The 18,643-nt window shown below is 70.0% G+C and carries 15 protein-coding genes; 4 read left to right on the forward strand and 11 right to left on the reverse strand.

Annotation, left to right across the window (positions count from 1 at the left end; translation table 11 throughout):
* Positions 1-64 precede the first annotated feature (64 nt).
* Positions 65-784: an aldo/keto reductase gene (locus tag AB0J21_RS08265; RefSeq protein ID WP_363145033.1), complete on the reverse strand. Its 720-nt coding sequence runs from the start codon at positions 782-784 to the stop codon at positions 65-67.
* A 1,397-nt stretch (positions 785-2,181) separates the two neighbouring features.
* On the opposite strand from AB0J21_RS08265, the gene AB0J21_RS08270 reads away from it, so the two are divergent.
* On the forward strand, positions 2,182-3,180 hold the full coding sequence (locus AB0J21_RS08270) for a TauD/TfdA family dioxygenase (protein ID WP_363145034.1): 999 nt from the start codon (positions 2,182-2,184) through the stop codon (positions 3,178-3,180).
* Between the two features lie 1,506 nt (positions 3,181-4,686).
* Positions 4,687-4,908 carry a methyltransferase domain-containing protein gene (locus AB0J21_RS08275; RefSeq protein ID WP_363145035.1) on the forward strand — a complete coding sequence of 74 codons (222 nt, stop codon included), beginning with the start codon at positions 4,687-4,689 and terminating at the stop codon, positions 4,906-4,908.
* A 15-nt stretch (positions 4,909-4,923) separates the two neighbouring features.
* Here AB0J21_RS08275 and AB0J21_RS08280 read toward each other — a convergent pair whose 3' ends face one another.
* The 4 genes from AB0J21_RS08280 to AB0J21_RS08295 form a co-directional block, all read right to left on the reverse strand.
* Positions 4,924-5,067, reverse strand: coding sequence for a hypothetical protein (locus AB0J21_RS08280; protein WP_363145036.1), 144 nt, complete (start codon positions 5,065-5,067; stop codon positions 4,924-4,926).
* A gap of 38 nt (positions 5,068-5,105) precedes the next feature.
* A complete protein-coding gene (locus AB0J21_RS08285; RefSeq protein WP_363145037.1) occupies positions 5,106-5,945 on the reverse strand; it encodes a hypothetical protein in 840 nt (279 codons plus the stop codon).
* 81 nt (positions 5,946-6,026) lie between these two features.
* On the reverse strand, positions 6,027-7,286 hold the full coding sequence (locus AB0J21_RS08290) for a hypothetical protein (RefSeq protein WP_363145038.1): 1,260 nt from the start codon (positions 7,284-7,286) through the stop codon (positions 6,027-6,029).
* Between the two features lie 11 nt (positions 7,287-7,297).
* Positions 7,298-8,431 carry an amidohydrolase family protein gene (locus tag AB0J21_RS08295; RefSeq protein WP_363145039.1) on the reverse strand — a complete coding sequence of 378 codons (1,134 nt, stop codon included), beginning with the start codon at positions 8,429-8,431 and terminating at the stop codon, positions 7,298-7,300.
* 242 nt (positions 8,432-8,673) lie between these two features.
* Between AB0J21_RS08295 and AB0J21_RS08300 the strand changes: the two genes are divergently transcribed.
* A complete protein-coding gene (locus AB0J21_RS08300) occupies positions 8,674-10,656 on the forward strand; it encodes a radical SAM protein (protein ID WP_363145040.1) in 1,983 nt (660 codons plus the stop codon).
* A 14-nt stretch (positions 10,657-10,670) separates the two neighbouring features.
* On the opposite strand, the gene AB0J21_RS08305 is transcribed toward AB0J21_RS08300, so the two are convergent.
* The 4 genes from AB0J21_RS08305 to AB0J21_RS08320 all read right to left on the reverse strand — a co-directional run bounded on the left by AB0J21_RS08305 (position 10,671) and on the right by AB0J21_RS08320 (position 15,917).
* Positions 10,671-11,768 carry an amidinotransferase gene (locus AB0J21_RS08305; RefSeq protein ID WP_363145041.1) on the reverse strand — a complete coding sequence of 366 codons (1,098 nt, stop codon included), beginning with the start codon at positions 11,766-11,768 and terminating at the stop codon, positions 10,671-10,673.
* Positions 11,765-12,670 (reverse strand): SDR family oxidoreductase, encoded by a 906-nt coding sequence (locus AB0J21_RS08310; RefSeq protein WP_363145042.1) that lies wholly within the window; start codon positions 12,668-12,670, stop codon positions 11,765-11,767. The genes AB0J21_RS08305 and AB0J21_RS08310 overlap by 4 nt, the downstream gene beginning before the upstream one ends.
* A 185-nt stretch (positions 12,671-12,855) precedes the next feature.
* A complete protein-coding gene (locus AB0J21_RS08315; RefSeq protein ID WP_363145043.1) occupies positions 12,856-13,809 on the reverse strand; it encodes a cupin-like domain-containing protein in 954 nt (317 codons plus the stop codon).
* Between the two features lie 617 nt (positions 13,810-14,426).
* Positions 14,427-15,917 carry an MFS transporter gene (locus AB0J21_RS08320; protein ID WP_363145044.1) on the reverse strand — a complete coding sequence of 497 codons (1,491 nt, stop codon included), beginning with the start codon at positions 15,915-15,917 and terminating at the stop codon, positions 14,427-14,429.
* Between the two features lie 158 nt (positions 15,918-16,075).
* On the opposite strand from AB0J21_RS08320, the gene AB0J21_RS08325 reads away from it, so the two are divergent.
* Positions 16,076-16,645, forward strand: coding sequence for a TetR family transcriptional regulator (locus AB0J21_RS08325; RefSeq protein ID WP_363145045.1), 570 nt, complete (start codon positions 16,076-16,078; stop codon positions 16,643-16,645).
* A 502-nt stretch (positions 16,646-17,147) separates the two neighbouring features.
* Here AB0J21_RS08325 and AB0J21_RS08330 read toward each other — a convergent pair.
* On the reverse strand, positions 17,148-17,420 hold the full coding sequence (locus tag AB0J21_RS08330) for a protealysin inhibitor emfourin (RefSeq protein WP_363145046.1): 273 nt from the start codon (positions 17,418-17,420) through the stop codon (positions 17,148-17,150).
* A gap of 86 nt (positions 17,421-17,506) precedes the next feature.
* Entirely contained in the window at positions 17,507-18,538 is a 1,032-nt protein-coding gene (locus AB0J21_RS08335) for a M4 family metallopeptidase (protein WP_363145220.1), read from the reverse strand.
* Positions 18,539-18,643: the final 105 nt, after the last annotated feature.

Raw genomic sequence — 18,643 nt, forward strand, 5'->3', positions numbered from 1 at the left:
GTGGGAATCCACTGCCCTGCGGACGCGTTGGCCCTCACTTGTTCCGGCTTCTTGGCACCCGCGATCACCGAAGAGCAGCCCGGGAGGCGGCGAGGCCCCCTACGGCGATGTCCAGCAGGGTGAGCGAGCGCTTCGCGCCCCACGCGATCAGTGACTCCACGGTGTCGAGCCGTGCCTCGGTGACCTGGTATGCGCTCTGCGCGATACGGGTCCCTTCCGGAAAGGCCGCTCCTCGGCGCACCTCGCCGGTCAGCAAGCCGTTCGCGAGCGGGAAGTACGGGAGGACTCCTAGGCCGGAATGACGTGCCGCTGGGACGACTTCGTCCTCAAGGTCGCGATGGAGCAGTGACCAGTGGTTCTGCGCGGATACGAAGGGCTCGTATCCCGAGAAGCGCGCGACGCAGGCTGCCTCGGTGATCTGCCAGGCGGCGAAATTGGAGTTCCCGATGTAGCGCACTTCGCCCTCTCGGACCAGCTCGGTCAGGGCGGCGAGCGTCTCCTCGATGGGGGGGCGACGGATCGGGCGTATGGATCTGGTAGAGATCGATGTAGTCCGTGCGGAGGCGACGCAGGGACGACTCGACGGCACGGCGGATATGGGCACGTCCCCCCTTCGCCCCTGCCGCGGGCCCGTATCCCCTGTCCATTGTGCGGTGGCCGAATCCGTCGCCAGGATGACGCGGTCGCGCTGCCCGCGAGGGCATTCACCGAGCACCGGCTCGGAGTCCCCGTAGACGTCCGCCGTGTCGAAGAGCGTGATTCCGGCATCGAGCGCCGCGCTCACCACGGGGTGAGCCCCCTCAAGGCCCACGGACCGCCCGAGTTCGTTGCACCCAGTCCGACCACGGAAACCTTCAGACCTGGATTACCCAGGTGCACATAGCGCATGGAAGCAGTTTCCACCGCCACGCGGCGGTTGGGAAAGGGGGCCGCCGCCCCTCCGCTAAAGAGGCGGAAGGGGCGTGCGGGGAAAGGGGGACGGGAAACATGCCGTCCTGAACTGTCCGGATTCGGAAGACCGCGAGCCGGGTGCTCTTGACGCTCACGGATGACCACCGAAAATCGGATGGGCCGGGCGTTTGTCCCGCCCGGTTCCGCGCCAAGAATCACGACGGCGGGTGAAGCGCCTGAGCGCCTTCCGGGGCACCGGCTGCTCGTCTCGAATGTTCATGAGACGACAGGGGCGGCGATGGAATATCGAAAAGGCGAGCGAAATGCAGGGGGGCCGCCGACCACGGCCGCGCCGTTCACCGCCGGCCGATCCACTCAGTCCCGGAGAGGAAATTCCGCAATGGCGAATGGTGCCGCGCCCGTCAGGCTGACGGGCGACGTGAGCCCGGGCGACTATTTTCGTTTCGAGGAACGCGAAGCGCTCGACTGGCAGGTGTGGACGGACATCCTGCGAGGGCGTGTCGTGGGCGCCGTCTTCCGGGGGCCCTGCCGGCCGAGGCATGCGCGAGCCTTGAGGAGAACTTCTGGGGCAGCCCGCTCCTCAAGAGGTCGAGCGACGGAGTACCCCTCGCCGGGAACGCGTGCGGCGCTCTCCTCGTGGGCAACTCCAGCCTGGACGCTTACCTGGACGAGGTGGAACGCGACAGGTCCGCCATGGCGGCGCTCTTCGCGGGACCCGGCCGCGCCGTACCGGACCTGGTCGACGCCTCCGCGCGCCATCTGGCCGCGGAAGGCGTCCGGCTGCGGGTGGCGGAACACCGCGGCCGGCGGGCGGGCGAGTTCAAGCTGCGGAGCCGGGGGAGGGAGGCGCGTACACGCTGGAACCGCATACGGACGCCTCCGCCTTCCGCTCCATGCCGCACCTGAGCGGTTTCGAGATCCAGGGGGTTTCCCGCTGCTACTCGGCGATCGCGTGCGTGAAGAACGACGCGGGCGGCGAGCTGGTGTGCTGGAACATCACGCCCGACGAGGAGAGCAGCCGGAGCATGCGCTCCGGTCCCGATCCCCCGGTACCCGGAGGAAGCCCCCGCCGACTTCGACCGGATCACGATTTCCGTCCGTACCGGGGACGTCTACCTGTTCGACGTGGGCAAGGTCCACGCCGTCGGGCAACGGCACGACGAGGAAGGCACACGTCTGGTGGCCCAGTGGAACATGGGCGTACTGGACGACACGACCATTCTGCGCTGGGCATGACCGAAGGGGCCGACTGTGACCGTGGAACCGTCCATGACCGAGATACGCCGCGTCGCCGGAAAGGTCGGGGCCGAGATGCAGGGGATCGACCTGAGCGACCCGGAGAAGCTGGCGCCCGGGGCGGTGGCGGAGATCCGCGCCGCGCTGCTTCTCCACAAAGTGGTGTTCTTTCCGGGCCAGCACCTGGACCACGCCGCACACGTGGCCTTCGCCCGTCTCTTCGGAGAGACGACCCGCCTTCCGGGTGCGCAGCACGGCACGCACCCGGAGGGGTTCCCCGAGATCCTCGTAGTCGACCCCGACATCGAGGACACCCGGCACGGCGCGAGGTTCGAGGAGCGCCTGTACCGCAAATCGCCGCGCCACGACTCCGGTTGGCACGTCGACGTCGCCTCCGTCGTCAACCCGCCGGCCCTCTCGGTACTGCGGTGCGAGGTGGCCACGGAGTTCGGCGGCGACACGCAGTGGACAAACCTCGTCGCCGCGTACGAGGGTCTCTCGCGCCCCCTCCAGCGGCTGGCTGACGGCCTGCGCGCCGAGCACGCCGTGCACGCGGGCGTACGGCTGCTCTTCTCCGACGAGGAGGACCTGGAGATCATCCGCAAGCGGGCGAAGGCGACCACGGCGTCCCTGCACCCCGTCGTCCGCGTGCACCCGGAAACCGGCGAGAAGGCGCTCTTCCTGCCACCTGCCTCCGTCTCCCACATCGCCGAGTTGCTCCCCTGGGAGAGTGACGGCGTCCTCGACGTCCTCTTCGCGCACCTCAGCCGCACCGAGTACACCGTGCGCCACCGCTGGACGCCCGGTGACGTCGCCGTCTGGGACAACCGCGCGGTCGCCCACCTCCAGCCCGCCGATCTGCACTACACCGACTACCGGCGCAGGATGTACCGCGTACTGGTCCTGGGCGACCGGCCCGCCGGACCGGACGGATTCGTCTCGGAGGCCGTGCGGGGCGAACCGCTCGCGCCCTTCCCCGGCCCGGAAGCGGGCTGGCCGGCCCCCGGCCCTGCCGGCCCCGGCGGAACGTGACCTCGGTACTCCGCGCCCGAAGGGCCGCCCTTCCCGGGGTACGGGGACGGCGAGCAGACGCGCGACTTCACCTACGTGCGGGACGTCGTGGCGATGCGGGACGCCGCCCGCTCGGCCTTCACCGGGGTCGCCGACCTCGGCGGCGGTCGGCCCGTCTCGATGCGGCAGGCCGTCACCACCGTCGAGCGGCTCGCGGGCCCGGTCGTCCTCGACCGGCTTCCCGTCAGCCCTCCCGCAACGGCCGTACGGCGCGCCGCGCATGTGCCACCAGGTGGCCTGGGACCTCCGCTTCGCCCTCGTCCCAGGCGACGGGCACGACCTGGACGCCCAGGTGTGCAGGTCGATCGCGGTCGGCGCGGGACCGAGGCCGGGCTCTTCCTCCGGACCGGGTGTCCCGCGCCGGGTGAGCGTATAGGCCGGGGTCAGTCTCACCTCTCCCTTCTCACCCCACACCTGGGTCCGCGTCCCCCCGCCACCGGCCACACTGGCGCTGCCCACGAGGGTGGCGACGACCGTACCGAAGCGCAGGACGACGCTGACCACGTCCTCGATACCAGGGGCCGCGACCGCCGCGGAGAGGGCGACCGCCGGACCGGGACCGCTGTCGGTGCCGTCGATGACGAGGGGGGTGCCGCCGCCCAGCCGACCGGGTTCCTCGAAAGCCGTGGTGGGTTCGTTCCTGATCGTCCAGGAACGGGCGCGGGAGGCGGCGACGGCCCGCACGCGGGGGCTCCGAGGGCGGTGGCCAGGCGCCGGGTGATGACGCCGAGCAAGCCCTGGCCGACGACCGTGACCGGCTCACCGGCCGTCGCCTCGCCGGTCCGAAGGCCGTGCAGCGCGGTGAGGGCGAGCTGCCAGACGGCCGCGTCGGCCGGGCGGACGCCCTCGGGCAGGGCACGCACATGGCGGGGCGGTACGGCGGCCACCCGGGCATGGCGCGCCCTGCGCACGGCGACCTGCGTCCCGGCCGGGAACCCGGGGCCGCGCCGTACCGTACCGGCGGCCATGTGTCCCGGGAACTCCGGATCGCGGGACCCCGCGGTCGGCAGGTCCAGCAGGACCGCGCGTTCCGTGCCGGGGGACAGCACGCTCACCCCGATGTCGACCACGACGTCCCCGGCACCGCCCGGCGGCTCGTCCCGTTCGACGAGCTCACAGCGGCCGGGCGCGGTCAAGGACACCTGGCGCATGACGCCTCCATAGGGAGTTCGGTGAATTCGGCCGGGTTTCGGTCCCGACCACGGAATGTGTGCGCAAATAACCTGTCAGGGCGCATGGTTGACCAGGCGTCGCCATTCGGGCACGGTGAAGCACGTGATGGCTTCCCTCTTGCGAGAAATGAACTTCGATCCCCCCACCGTCGCACTCGTCGAACATGACTTCTCCCGTTTCCGGGCGCGGTTCGGTCAACGCCGTGGGGCACGAAAGGTGGCAGGACTGCCGCGATCCCGCAGAATCCATCTGGGGTGCGGGGACCGCCGCGTTCCCGGCTGGCTCAACTGCGATGTGTCCGGTGCGGAACTCGATCTCGATCTGGCTTCCGGCAGGCTGCCCTTCCCGGACGGTTCGGGGACGGCCGTCGTGATGCAGCACGTCGTCGAGCACCTGGAACTGCACGGGCAGTTGATCCCGTTGCTCCGGGAGTTGCGGCGGGTCTGCGCGGACGACGCCGTGCTGTGGTTCTCCTGCCCAGGACCTGGCCAAGATCTGCGCGGGCTACGTGACTGACAGGGGGGCGGGCGCTCACGGCGGACCGCTGTCTGCGGTACCCGGGCGCGCGGCCGGCATCGCAACCTCTTCGACCTCGAACTGCTCGACTGGGCGCTCGGCCAGGCCGGTCTGCCCTGCGGCGAGCGGGTCCTGGAGGCCGACCTGCTCACCGCGCATCCCGAGTTCCCGCCCCGGAACGACGACGCGCAGTCCCTTTACGTGCGGGTGTGCATGTCCCGGTAGTGGCACCACAGCTCGTAGAGGGGAATGTCCGCCGGGTCCGCCTGGGTCGGCTTGACCGGCTCCGTCCAGTGGACCAGCAGAGGTGGCGGGACGGAGGGGTGCGTCACCCCTCCGTCCTTCGCCCGGACGCCGGGGGACCACGCGAAGACCTCCGCCGGGATGCCGTCGTCGCCGCTGAGGGTGCGCAGTCGGTGCAGGCTGGTGAAAGGCCGTCCCGAGGTGACCATCAGGTAGTTCAGGAACGGCTGTTCGTAGCCGAGTTTCATATGGGGTTTCAGTTCGCGGGCCGCGGGGAGCGCGGCGGTGATTCCCGCTTGCGTGAGGGCCCCTTTCCTGGAGGCCACGAAACCGGTGTTGGCAGCGTATTCGTACTGTGCCGGCGCGAGTTTTCCGGAGGTTTTGACGCTTTCCAGCCAGGCACGTCCCGGAAGGTGGGACGTGGCGGTCACGAAATCGTGGTCGGCGAGGTGGTCGAAGACGACATCGATGCTCCGCAGGACGGCCGTGTCGCTGTCGATATAGAGAAATTCGTCGAACTCCCCTTGCCAAGCAGCCAGTTTCCTGAAGTGCCCCTTCCGTCGTTCGTGGAAGGAGAGGCTGATCTCGTCGCACCATGCCAGCAGTGGCGCGTCCTCCCAGACCGTGAACCCGTAGCGCTCGCCGAGCGCGGCGATCCGTCCGTAGGTCTCGTCGAAGGGGATCAGGCGGAGCGGGATGTCGGGGTTGGTGCGGCGGAAGCTGTTGAGGAACACGGTGACCAGCTCCGCCACACGGTCGTTGGCCACGAAGTACACGCCGCGGTTGCCGGACATGGCGTCTCGCTCCTTCTCGTCCGAAGTGCCGGGGGTTGAGGCCGGGGGGACGGGAACGCGCTCCCGGCCCCCCGGGACTTCTCAGTGCACGACGCTCACGACCGTCTGGGGAGAGCCGTGCACCTTCTGGGCGCGTTCCTGCATCGCCATCACCCCGGCGAGCCCCTCCGGGGTGTAGAAGGCGCTCAACTTGGTGTACCCGTCGAACTTGACCTCTTCGCCGGTGCGGGAGACCGCGGCGGCGGGTTCCGGGAGGAGCGCCGCGTCCTGGGCGACCCAGAGATGACCGGCGGTGGTGTCGGCGCAGACGCGGTCGAAGAGGCCGCGCAGGGCCGGGCCGGAGAAGCTGCCGGTGTGGTAGACGGCACGGCTTCCCCAGTTAAGCGTCGGGTGGTGGCTGCCGAACTTGACGTAGTAGCGGCGCTTGCTCTGGCCCATCCGGCAGTACTCGTCCAGACTGATCCACCTGCCGTCGGGGAGGTGGAACCCCTCGGGCGTGATGATCTCGGTGTGCGGGAAGATCGCGCGGACCTCGTCGGGGTAGAACCCGCTGGACTTCGACCAGAAGGGCCACGCCATGGTCACCTTGGCGTCGTACAGCGGCGTCGGAGGGTGGTCGAAGACGAGTTCGCCCTCGGCGCACGCCTCCATCCACTGGTCGAAGAAGCCGTTGTACCTGAGGTCGTAGAACTCGTGTGCCCGGACGAATCCGCAGTCCTTCCAGTGCACGGCGTCCCAGCCGAAGTGCCGGATGCCGGCCTCGCGTAGACGCTGCACGGTGTAGTGGACGCCGTGCGGCCGGGAAGCGTTTCCGGTGAGGTGGTGGATGACGAGGTCGTCGCTGAACCGGGCACGCAGGGAGGCCGCGAGGGTGTCGATGAGCGGCGCGAACCGCTGTTCCCCGAGATCGAAGTCCTCGGGGAAGGCGCGATAGAGAGCGTGCACCTGGTCCGTTATCTCCCAGCCGGAGGCGGGGCACTGCACTTCGGCGAGCGCACCGGGCGCGGGCTCGTCGGTACGGAAGTAGAGCGGGAGCGCCAAGTGGCGCTCCGTCAGTTTCAGGTGGTACTCGCGGCCACGCTCCGGCGGCTGTCCGGCCAGTACCGTCTCCGCGATGGCGGGATCGGCCTCGCCGTGGAGGCTCGCCAGGAAGACGTCACGTGTGATCCGCTGGAACTCGCGGATCACCGCGTTGCGGTCCTCGAAGCCTCGCAGGGTCTCGGCATCGAGCGTGTAGGGGCGGGTGGAGATCAGGTTGGTGAAACCGACGTCCATCCTGGCCCTGGCCTCGATGTCGTCGTCGATGAAGCGGTACCACGGGTTGCTCGTCTGCTCCGCCATGCGGGGCTCCTTCACTCGGCGGACAGGGCCGTGGGATCGAATCCGTACAGGCGGGCACAGTTGCCCGAAGTGACCAGCTCACGGGCCTTCTCCCCGGCATCGGCCAGCCCCCGGTCGAGCACTTCCCGCGAATGCGGCCAGCTGCCCTCGTAGTGGGGGTAGTCGCTGCCCCAGAGGAAGTTGTCCGCGCCCAGCAGGCGCATGGTCACCACGCCCACCTCGTCCTCGGTGAAGGTGGCGTGCACCTGGCGGCGGAAGTAGGCGCTCGGCGGCATCGTCAGGTCGGTGCGCAGGGCCGGGCCGAGCTTGTCGTAGATCCGGTCGGCGTGCAGCAGGTGGTAGGCGATCCAGCCGATGTCGTTCTCGGCCATGACGATCTGGAGAGCGGGGAAGCGCTGGAGGACACCGGAGAAGGTCAGGTCTGTCAGCGTGTGCATCAGCTCCTCGGGGTAGCCCATGTTGCGCTGGATGCGGCCCATCGGCGTCGTGTAGTCGAAGAGCAGCGGGCTGTCCCTGTAACCGGTGAGGCAGTGCATGGAGACGGGCATGCCCAGCTCCTCGGCCTCCCGCCAGAAGGGGTCGTTGGCGGTTCCCGCGAAGTCGCGCTCCTCGGGGGCCGAGGCCCAGATGGCGGCGCCCTTGAGGCCGAGTTCGCGGCAGCGGCGCAGTTCGCGCACGGCCTCCTCGGCGTCCCAGAGCGAGATGAGCCCGAGACCGGCCAGGCGGTCCGGCGCGTGGCGGACGTACTCGGCGAGCCAGTCGTTGTAGGCCCGGAAACAGGCGCGCTGGAAGTCGCCGTCCGAGAGCCAGAAGAGGTGCAGGGCGAGGCTCGGGTACAGCACCTCGCCGACGACCCCGTCCAGCGCCATGTCCTTGAGCCGCGCGGCGGGATCGCTCCCGCCGGCGCGCGCGGCTTCGACGACGGCCTGCGCGCCGTCGACGAAGTTCTCGGGCGTGGTGTCGGTGGCGTAGAGGCTGTTGACCAGGGCCGGCCTCAGATCGTCGCAGGTGAAGTACCACCCGCGGCGTTCGGCGTCCCAGGAGACGCGGGGGGCGCGCTCGCGGTATCGGCGTTCCAGTCCCTCGGTCCACAGGCGTACGGGCTCGACGACGTGGGAGTCTGCTGACAGCACAGGGGCGGTCACAGGCCCACTCCTCCCCATGAGTGAGAGTGGCAGGCACAGCGGGGCCGTGGCCTGCGGCGATGGCGGAAAGTGGTGGGGGTGCTTTCGCGTACGGCCGCCGGACGCATACGGCAGCGGTGTGCTCTCCCATCCTCCGTACCGGGCCCGCTCCGTCAAGAGCACCTGCTACCGAACGCGCCGAATCGGACACCAGGTGTAGTGGCCCACTGGTGCGCCCGGCGCGCGCGTGCCACCCTTCCGGCATGCTGGTCGACGACACGACCGCCGGGGCGCGACAGGGCGTGGACATTCTCCTGCTCAACGCCTCCAACTACCCGGCGCTGCCGATCTATCCATACTCCTTCGTGCAGGTCTCGGCACTCGCGGCGAGGAACGGCCTCTCGACCGCCCGGCTCGATCTGCTGAACACACCGCAAGCCGCGTGGCGCGCGACGCTGCGGGCGACGCTGGAACGCACCACGCCCCGGCTCATCGGCGTCCACCTGCGCCAGCTCGATTCCATCTTCATCTGGAACTACGCCGACTACGACCTGCCGGGCGCCCCGCCCGTGCGCAGGAACAGCTACTGGCCATTCCATGACACCGAGCAACTCATGAATTTATTGAGGGAGTTGACGACCTGTCCGATAATGCTCGGTGGCTTCGGGTTCACCACACGCACCCCTGACCTCCTCGCGCGACTCCAGCCGGACTTCGGTGTGACCGGTGAGCCGGACGAGGTCCTGGAGCACCTCGACGACGTACTCGCGCACCGTGACGTGACGGGCATCGCCAACCTCGCCCACCGTTTAGGCGAGGGCTACACCCTCAACCCCCGGGTCTTCCTTCCCCCCGCCGACCACACCGAGTACACCGAAGCCGTCCTGCGTGACCTCCTCGACTTCTACGGGCCGGGGCGCGTCATCGGCCCGGCCGCGGACGTCCACGTCGCGGTGGAGGTGCAACGCGGCTGCCCGTATCGCTGCTACTTCTGCACCGAGCCGATGGTCAAGGGGCGCAAGCACCGCGTCCGGGACCTGGACGCGGTGATGGCCGACATCACCTTCCTCGCCGACCGGGGTGTCTCCCGCGTGTGGCTGGTCTGTTCCGAGATCAACGTCGGGAGCAATGAGCTGCTGTTCGAGATGGCCGCGCGGATGCGACGGCTGAACGACGGCCGCGCGCAACCGGTGAGCTGGACGTGTTACCTCCTGCCCAACCCCCCGCTGGAACGCGGCGAGATCCGGGCGCTGCTGGAGTCGCGCTTCGAGCCGAGCTGGAACCAGTTCGGCTCGTACCACGACGAGAACCTCAAACGCACCCGGGTTCCCTACCGCGCCCGGCACGCGATACGGGCGCAGGTCGACTGGCTGGAGGAGGACCAGACGTACCGCAGGGAGCACGGGCTGCCCGAGCCGCCGCGGCGGCTCGACATGTTCCTCGGCAACACCTACGCCACCCCTGAGACCGTCTCGGCTTCCTTGCGCACCGTGAGCGAGTTGCGGTTGGCCGAACGTTTCGACGACTCGCTCATCACCCGTGCCACCCGGGTCTTCGACCTCGGGGACGGGCTGATCGGGGACACCTCCGCCGGCGCGTACTCGGTCGGCCCGCACGGCCTCCTCGACGAGGTCGACCTGGTGCACCCCACGTTCAGCTATCCGGCGGCGCTCGTGGAGGCCCTCGGCAGTGCCCGAGCGGTGGACGAGGTGTTCGCGTACGCGGAGCGGACGTTCCTGTCCCGCGCTCACCTGTCCCGCCTCGACTGGCCCGCCTTCCTCGCCCGCCACGCCGGGGAGGAAAGGCGTGCGCTGTGGCGCGAGCGACTGCGGCACTCCCGGCCGCGTCCCGGCGAGGACGAGGCGGCGGCGAGGGTCCGTGCCCTCCTCGCGGCGGACGGGCGGCAACCAGGGGACGCGCCCGGGCGGGAGGACGGCAAGGACGCCGCCCGGCTCGCCCGCGCGTTCGTCGAGCTGGTGGTCGGCACCGAACCGGAGCAGACCGAAGTGGTTCTCACCGCGATCGGCCTGCCGGGCCACTGGGAGGACCGCGCGGCCTGGACGGCCTACGACGTGTGCGCCGCGCTCGCCGCCCGCTTCGCCACCGTCGATTCCGTGCGCGAGGCCGCGCGCACAGCGGCGGGACCGGGCGATCCGGCGGTACCGCTGCTGGCCGTGGAGTACTGCTTGTACGTCAACAATGTCGTACTGAGCCCGCGGTGGTCACGTGTCCTGTTCGGCACGTGACCACCGCGACGGCGCTACTCGCCCGGTGCCAAGTACCGTCCGGTCCCGCCCTCCCGCACCGTGTCCAGGGTGACGCAATGGAAGGAACCGCCGAAGGTGTACACGTGCCGGAAGTCGACTGGCACGCAGTGGAAGCCCCAGGCGGTCAGGGCGTCGATGAGGGGCCGCTCCTGACGCTCGACCACCACGGTCTCCGGGTCGAGTGAGAGCACGTTCATGCTCACCCACGGACTGCAGAAGTACATCGGCCAGTCGGCCGGCAGGGTGGGCGCCGGTGCGGGCAGGATCTCCCAGCCCTCGAAGAGAGGATGGGGCACGTACCTCTCCGGGTGGACGAGAAGCTTGCCCGGCGCCAGCGGGGCCATCGTGGCGTCGATGTGCATCGCGTGCGGATCGTCGGTGTCGACCACTGTCACGCGGAACTCCGGGCCAAGGGAACGCCGCAGCCAGTCGATGCCGAAGGCATTGGTGACATGGCTGCGCTGGACCACGAGGTCGCGGCCGAAGCGCAGGAAGTCGGCGGCGTCGAAGACAGGCTCGAACTCGGTGACCGCCCACTCCCCCGCCGCCTCGCCGGTACGGAACAGCTCGTCGGTCAGCTGGGGGCGTGGGGCCGGGAGCCAGCGGGCGCCGCGCCGGAAGTAGGACTTGATGAGGGACCGGAAGGCGTCCCCCTCGTAGTACCGCGAGCGCCAGGACATCGGGGCCTCGACGATGGCGTCGCCGACGACCATGAGCAGGTCCCTGGGCATCCCGGCGTAGAGCCCGCCGGGGGAACTCCAGTGCGGGGTGGCGAACGGCGTCCGGTGCTGGACCGGCTCCGGCCGGACCACCGTGACGCCGCGCCCCTTCAACACCTCCGCGAACCCCTCCAGTTCCTCCTCCGCCGCCTTGACGAGGTCGGCGGGCAGCGGGGCGCCGCCCAGTTCGCGGAAGAGGGGCTGTGCGGAGTCCGGGACGACTTGTGACATGGACTCCTGCCAGCCGGGGAAGACCCCGTTCTGGAGGCTCCCCACCACGACCTCGCGCAGCGGGTCCCACTCCGTGTACGAGTTGACCGCCGGGCGGGTGTTCCCGCTCCGCCCCTCGGGCCGCCTCACTTCGTCGCTCATGCTCCCCCACTCCGCTCCGGTAGTTCCGTCGTCTTCCCCCGGGCGTCAGGTGCGGCGCCCGCCCCGGGCTCGACGCCCCCCGGTGGGACAGCACCGCTCCCGGCCGCACGGCGGCCCTCGTGCGCGACCTCGTCCCTGTCGCGCCAGGCGGCGCTGGCCAGTCCCCCAGCGGTCTCGCCCCCGTCGATCACGAAGGTCTGCCCCGTGACGAAGGCGGCCTCCGGGGAGGCCAGGTAGGCGGCCAGAGCGGCGATCTCCTCCGGGAACCCGAGTCGTTTCAGCGGCAGGGTGTCCGCCTGCCCGGCGAGCTGCCGCTCGGTGTACTCGGCCTGTTGCATGGGGGTGAGCACGTAGCCGGGAGAGATGGCGTTGACCCGCACCCTGGGGGCCAGTTCCAGGGCCAGGGTCTTGGTGAGCTCGATCAGCCCGGCCTTGCTGGAGTTGTAGGCAGCGTAGCCGGGCATGCCCACCATCCCGCTGACGGACGCCGTGTTGAGGAGGACGCCCCCGTTCCCCGTCATCCGGCGGGCCGCCTCCCTGGCCACCAGGAACGCGCCCGTCAGGTTGACCCGCAGAGTCCGCTCCCACTCCGCGAGCGGAGTGTCGATGAAGGACCGCCGGATACTGATCCCGGCGTTGTTGCACACGACGTCCACGCCGTCCCAGGCCGCGTCCATCGCGGCGAAGGCGGTCCGCACGGAGTCCTCGTCGCCCACGTCGGCGTGGAGCGGCAGCGTGGCGGGAAGCTCCTTCGCGCAGCGTGCGAGGGCATCGTGGTCGAGGTCCAGGACCGCCACGCGCGCTCCGTCCCGTGCGAAGCGCCGCACGAGGGCGGCGCCGATTCCGGAAGCGCCACCCGTGACGAGCACCCGTCGCGGTCGCGGTTCAGCCTGCTCAGTCAAAACAGGTCTCCTGAGGTCGTGGGGACCGCCCGAGAGGCGGGCGGCCGGGGGATGAGGAGGTCGTGCGCCGGTCCGGAGACGACGGACAGCGGCAGCGGCACGCGCGAGACGCCGGGCGTCCCTCCGCACCGTCAGGTACGTCACGCCCGTCCGTATCGCCTCACGCGCGTCCGCGCGGGCAACGACTACGGGGCACTGGGGTCGTTGCCGCGAGAGAAATCACCGGAGCGCAGAGCGTCGTAGAGCCGCTTGCCGGTGGACGGAGGGCTGAAGAAGAAGCGTGTCGACTCCTCGCGGCGCAGCAGCCCGTGTGCGAGGAAGTCCCGCGCGGTGGCCTTCCAGTAGGCCGGTCCGAGGGCCCCGAGCAGGGGCAGGTACTGCGCGAGACCGAGCGGCTTGCCGAACCAGTGGTTGACCGAGACGGAGGCCGACTCGGCGCGTATGTCGTGCCACCAGCCGCGCGGGATGTAGAGCAGGTCGCCCGGCTTCATCCGCACGTGGTGGAGCACCGCTCCCCGTAGCCGTGGGAAGCGCTGGAAGTCCGGTGCGGCGAGGTCCACTTGGCTGTTCACCAGGTTGTCCGGAAAGGGGTAGGCGGACCTGCTCTCCCGCCAGGACAGCAGGGTCACGCTCTTCTCGCCCCACAGCTGGCAGAAAAAGTTGTCCTTGAGGTCCGAGTGCAGCATCGAGCGAGTCCCGGCGGAGCCGATCCACACGCGGGTGTCCGTGGGATGCCCGTCGGGCGGGAGAAGAGAGCCGAAATCCGAGTCTGCCGGATCGAAGATCTCGTCCGCCCGCTTGTAGGCGAGGTAGCAGGGCGCGGCCGACCCCGTGGTGTTCATCAGCTCGACGAAGGCGGCGAGGCTCAGCTCCCGCTCGTAATGTTTCTGGTCCTTGGGGAACAGGACACCACTACCGGGAAGATCGACCAGAGCCGTCACCCTCCGGGAGCCGTGACGTTCCACAAGAGCCGCCGGAGTCCACGCGGTGCGTGCGGGCCAGGAGTCGAGCAGACCGGAACAGAGCAGGGGACCTGATCGTCGGCCGACGACACGGCGCAGGAAGGGTAGGCCGGACCCGGTGGAGCGCGGGACCCGGCGGACCGTCAGCCCTTCGCCGAGCAGACCCAGTGCCGTCATGGCCGTCGGCTCTCCCGCCTCCCTGGACGCCTCCCGGCCCTCTCCGAGCTCTCGTCTTCCGGATCGTTCGATTCGGCTCATGGCAACTCACTGTGCGGGCTCGCTCGCTCCTTGACCAGACCGCCCTGGGCGGGCTCTGCTGAGGAGCGCCGACATTTGGCCAGCGCTTGAGCCCATCTGACCAGCCGCCGCCGCGTGCACGCCGGGCCGCGCCGCGGCTCGGCGTGCAGCTCCGCCTCTGGGACGCACGCGCACGCCCACTCGTGCCGAGGCACCGTACGCGATTCCTCGCCGATACAGCGGGTGACCACTCCACTGCGACAGGCCGTTCACGATGCGCGGCGCCGCTGGCACTGACCAGCAGGAATGGCGGACCACGGGCACGACGTCAGCCGGTGCCTGTGCCATCGCTCGAAGAGAATCAGCCCATCTACCGCGAGGACGACGGTGAGGGGGATGGCAGCGGACGCTCGAAGGGCTCGGCCCACGAGTGCAGAAGGAGGACCTCAGACGTTCCTGCCTGCCCACGAAGTCCACTCCACGTAGGGCTGCCCCCGCAAAGTGCGCCAGGAACCGGCCGCTGCGAATCTACGGAACACGGGGCAGCCCAGAAACGCTCACGCCTTGGCGGTGGGCCGGGGGACGCGGATCACCAGCAGGGCGACGGCCAGGGCGCAGCCGACGAAGACGATGCTGCCGGCGAAGGCGCTGCGAACCCCTTCGGTGACCACGTGGTGCACCGCGTTGGTACCCGTGCCGGCGTGCTTGGCGGCGTTGTCGGCGGACGTGCCGTACACGGTGACCAGGATGGCCAGCCCCAGCGCCCCACCCAACTGCATCATCGTCTGCAGCACGCCTGAGGCCGCGCCGGCGAGCTGCTGGGGGACGCCGCTGAGCACTGTCACGTTGGTCGGCATCAGGCAGCAGCCGGCTCCGATGCCGAAGAGCAGCATCGGACCGACCACGCCCGTGAGGTAGCTGTCGGAGGCCGAGATCGTGCTGAGCCAGATCGCCGTGACGGTCATCAGCAGCGCGCCGGCGACCATGAACCGCTTGGCGCCGTGCTTGGGCAGCATCTTCGGCACCGCCCGGGCCACGACGAACATGCCCAGGGTCATCGGGAGGAAGGCGAGACCGGCCTGGATCGGGGTGAACCCCAGGACGTTCTGGATGAACTGGCTGAGGAAGTAGAAGAGGCTGAGGATGGTCGCCGTGAACAGCAGCATGTTCGTGTAGGCGGCCGTACGGGTGCGCTCCGAGAACAGCCGGAGCGGGACGAGCGGTTGAGCGGCCCGGCGCTCGGCCACCAGAAACGAGACGAGCAGCACCACGGCGGCCACGAAGCAGGCCGGCGACACCGTGTTGCCCCAGCCCTCGGACGGCACCCGGATGAGGCCGTACACCAGGGCGGTGATGCCGGCGGTGCCGGTGATCGTCCCGACGAAGTCGAAGCGGCCCGCCTGCGAGGGGGTCTCCCGGATGCACATCGGGGCGAGCACGGCCACCGCCAGGCCGATGGGCACGTTGACGAACTGGATCCACCGCCAGGACGCCAGGGAGGTGAGGATGCCGCCGAGGATCAGACCGAGCGAGGTACCTGTGGCGGCGGTGGCGGAGTAGATGCTCAGCGCCCGGTTGCGGGGCGCGCCCTCCTCGAAGTTGTTGGCGATCAGGGCGAGGGTGCCCGGTGCCGCCATCGCCGCGCCCACGCCCTGTAGCACTCGGGCCGTGATCAGTACCCAGGGAGCACCGGCGAGGCCGCCGAGCAGCGACGAGATGGTGAAGACCACGGTGCCGATCATCAGCACCCGGCGCCGGCCGAACATGTCACCCATCCGGCCGCCGAGCAGCAGCAGGCCGCCGAAGGCGAGCAGGTAGGCGTTGATCACCCACGACAGGCCGACGGGAGAGAAGCCCAGGGCCTTCTGGATGCTGGGCAGTGCGATGTTCACGATGGTGGAGTCGATGGCCACCATCAGGTAGCAGGTCACGATGACCGTGAGGGCGAGGGCAGGCCGGTTCGGCCGCGACGGCACGGGTGCCGACTGCCCCGAAGTGCTCGGATCGTCCTTCGCGGGTGGCGAGCCGAGGGTGTTCTGCTGGGACATGCTGCTCCTTCGAGGACCAGGGCGATGGCGCTGCGCGCTGTCGACGACGCCGAAGTGCCGGAGCAGGAGACTGCCGGCCGGGGCGTTCGCTCAACGAACGTAGAGCGAACCGCAAGCCTGGGTCAACTACCGTTGAGCGAAGCGGGTAGAGTCGTTGTGTGAGTACCGAAGAGCCCCCGCTCTCGCGAGCCGAGCGACGCCGCCTGACGGAGCAGCGCATCCTGGAAGCCGCGCGCCGGCTGTTCGGCGAACTCGGCTACGACCGGACGACGATCCGGAGCATCGCCAAAGAGGCCAAGGTCGACCCCGCGCTGGTCATGCAGTACTTCGGCAACAAGGAGAACCTGTTCCGGCAGGTGGTCCGGCTCGATGCCGCGGGTTCCACCGCGGAGTCCGGGGACCCGCTCATCGCGCAGCTCATGTCCGGCCTCGGCGTGAAGCTGGCGGGAATGCCCGCTCCCTCGCTGGCCATGCTGCGCTCCATGCTCACCCACCCGGACACGGCCGCGAAGATGCGCGAGACGTTCGACCACCAGATCAAGCAGGTGTCCGCGGTCGTGGAGGGGGAGGACGCCGACCTGCGCGCCGCGCTCCTGATGATGGCTTACCTGGGTGTGGTCGTCGGCAAGCACCTGCTCGAACTGGAACCGCTGCGCGACACCCGCCCGGAACGGATCGTCGAACTGCTCGACCCCTGCTTCCGGACCCTGACCGATCCCGCGCCGTAAGGGCGCGCGGCCGTCCGTGACCTTCCTCCTTCTCGGAGCGCCACAGCTTCCGGGCGCCGCGCCCCTCACCCTCGGAGGGCGACGTCGCGGCAGTGGTGATCAGGGTCACGAGGGGGAGCGTGGTGACCAGGGTCACGAGGGGGAGCTTGGTGACCAAGTGTCCCCGGTGACCACGCCGAGGTCCGAGCCGAGGTGCGGCGTGATGGGTTCGGTCGGGCTGATGCGTTCCCGGGGAGTGACGCCCGGGGGAGGGGTCTGCGCGAGGTCGCCAAGGCCGGTGTTCCGGCCCCTTGTCACCTGCGGCGCCCTCCCGGTGGCCGACCCCGCGCCCTGTCCGTCAGCAGGGTCACGCCGGCGCCTGCCGCGATGCCCAGGGCGACCGGCAGTCCCACCCGCCACCGCCTCATGACGGGTGGACACCCCTGGCGCGCGGTGCAGTGTCGCCGGCCCTCGGTTCCGCTTCGCGGCAAAGGAGGACCGCCAAGAAGCCCTCCCCGGCCCCTCAGGGTCCTTCCCGCAACACCCGGCCGAACAGCTCCCGTTGGGCATCGCTGAGGTGCGGGTCGGCGCAGTGGACCGTGCGCTCGCCCACCTTCAGGTCGTAGTGGAAGCCGTCCGGGACCCCGGACGGGGCGGTGCCCGCGGCCCCGGCGTCGGCGAGGGCGTGCTCGGCGAGCTCGTGCCACTCCTCGGCGTCCGGCAGGTCCTCCGTGTCCACGCTGCCCTGCCGCCGCAGACCGGCGAAGCCTCCCGTACGTGTCACCTGGATGCGCATGTACTGCTGCCTACCCGCTCGCCCTCGCCGGCTATCCACCGCCGGACCCCCGTTCTCCGTCCCGGTCCGCCACGCCGAACCCGCCCTCAGGACAGGTCCACGCCCACCTCCGACCAGGCCTTGGTGACCGCCTCCTGCTCGTCCCGGCCGTCGGCGGCGGCCTTGGTGAGGCGGGCGAAGTCGGCGAACTGGGCGCGGGAGGACAGCTCGCCGCCGGTCAGCACGTCGTACCAGATGCGCCCGGCGCGCTCCCAGGCGAAGCCGCCGAGGCCCGTCGCGAGGAGGTAGAACGCGCGGTTGGGGATGCCCGAGTTGATGTGCACCCCGCCGTTGTCCTCCTGGGTGTCGACGTAGTCGTCCATCGAGCCCGGCTGCGGGTCCTTGCCGAGGACGTCGTCGTCGTACGCCGTGCCCGGGGCCTTCATGGAGCGCAGCGCCTGGCCCTCGACGCGCGGGGCGAGCAGGCCGTCGCCGATCAGCCAGTCGGCGTCCTCGGCGCGCTGCTGCTTCGCGTGCTGCTTGATGAGGGAGCCGAAGACGTCGGAGACCGACTCGTTGAGCGCCCCGGACTGGCCCGAGTACTCCAGGTTCGCCGTGTACTGCGTGACGCCGTGCGTGAGTTCGTGGCCGATGACGTCCACGGGGAGGGTGAAGTCGAGGAAGATCTCCCCGTCCCCGTCCCCGAAGACCATCTGCTTGCCGTCCCAGAACGCGTTGTTGTACTCGCGGTCGTAGTGCACGCTCGCGTGCAGGGGCAGGCCCCGGCCGTCGATCGAGTTGCGCGCGTAGACCTGGTGGAACAGGTCGAAGGTCGCGCCGAGACCCGCGTACGCGCGGTTGACGCTCGCGTCCTTGCCGGGCTTCTCGCCCTCCGCGCGCACCTGGGTGCCCGGCAGCCGCGTGCGGTGCTGCGCGTCGTAGATCGTGCGGTCGGGCTTCGCCTCGGCGGCCGCCCGCGGAGCGGCGGCGGCCCGCACGGTGGCGAGCGCGGCCTCGTGGCGGACCTGGCGGCGCTGGTGGTCGCCGTCCAGCGTGCGGCGCGCGGGCCCGGCCAGGACCGGGTCCGCGTGGGCGGCGAGGTGGTTCAGCAGGTGGGGCGGGATGATCGAGCAGAACATGGGGCGGCCCTCCGGGTGTCGTGTCTGGTCGCTTCGCGTGACGCTCACGACACCCACCGTGACACCTCTCCTCCCTCCTGTCGCTACCTGTGATCGATATTCGTG

The sequence above is a fragment of the Streptomyces sp. NPDC049954 genome, assembly GCF_040656295.1.
Classification (GTDB): domain Bacteria; phylum Actinomycetota; class Actinomycetes; order Streptomycetales; family Streptomycetaceae; genus Streptomyces.

Excerpts from the sequence above, each read along its gene's own strand:
- AB0J21_RS08270 (WP_363145034.1), top strand. The coding sequence starts at position 2,182 with ATGACCGAGATACGCCGCGTCGCCGGAAAGGTCGGGGCCGAGATGCAG.
- AB0J21_RS08280 (WP_363145036.1), bottom strand. The coding sequence starts at position 5,067 with ATGCGCGGTGAGCAGGTCGGCCTCCAGGACCCGCTCGCCGCAGGGCAG.
- AB0J21_RS08285 (WP_363145037.1), bottom strand. The coding sequence starts at position 5,945 with ATGTCCGGCAACCGCGGCGTGTACTTCGTGGCCAACGACCGTGTGGCG.
- AB0J21_RS08290 (WP_363145038.1), bottom strand. The coding sequence starts at position 7,286 with ATGGCGGAGCAGACGAGCAACCCGTGGTACCGCTTCATCGACGACGAC.
- AB0J21_RS08300 (WP_363145040.1), top strand. The coding sequence starts at position 8,674 with ATGCTGGTCGACGACACGACCGCCGGGGCGCGACAGGGCGTGGACATT.
- AB0J21_RS08305 (WP_363145041.1), bottom strand. The coding sequence starts at position 11,768 with ATGAGCGACGAAGTGAGGCGGCCCGAGGGGCGGAGCGGGAACACCCGC.
- AB0J21_RS08315 (WP_363145043.1), bottom strand. The coding sequence starts at position 13,809 with ATGACGGCACTGGGTCTGCTCGGCGAAGGGCTGACGGTCCGCCGGGTC.
- AB0J21_RS08320 (WP_363145044.1), bottom strand. The coding sequence starts at position 15,917 with ATGTCCCAGCAGAACACCCTCGGCTCGCCACCCGCGAAGGACGATCCG.
- AB0J21_RS08330 (WP_363145046.1), bottom strand. The coding sequence starts at position 17,420 with ATGCGCATCCAGGTGACACGTACGGGAGGCTTCGCCGGTCTGCGGCGG.
- AB0J21_RS08335 (WP_363145220.1), bottom strand. The coding sequence starts at position 18,538 with ATGTTCTGCTCGATCATCCCGCCCCACCTGCTGAACCACCTCGCCGCC.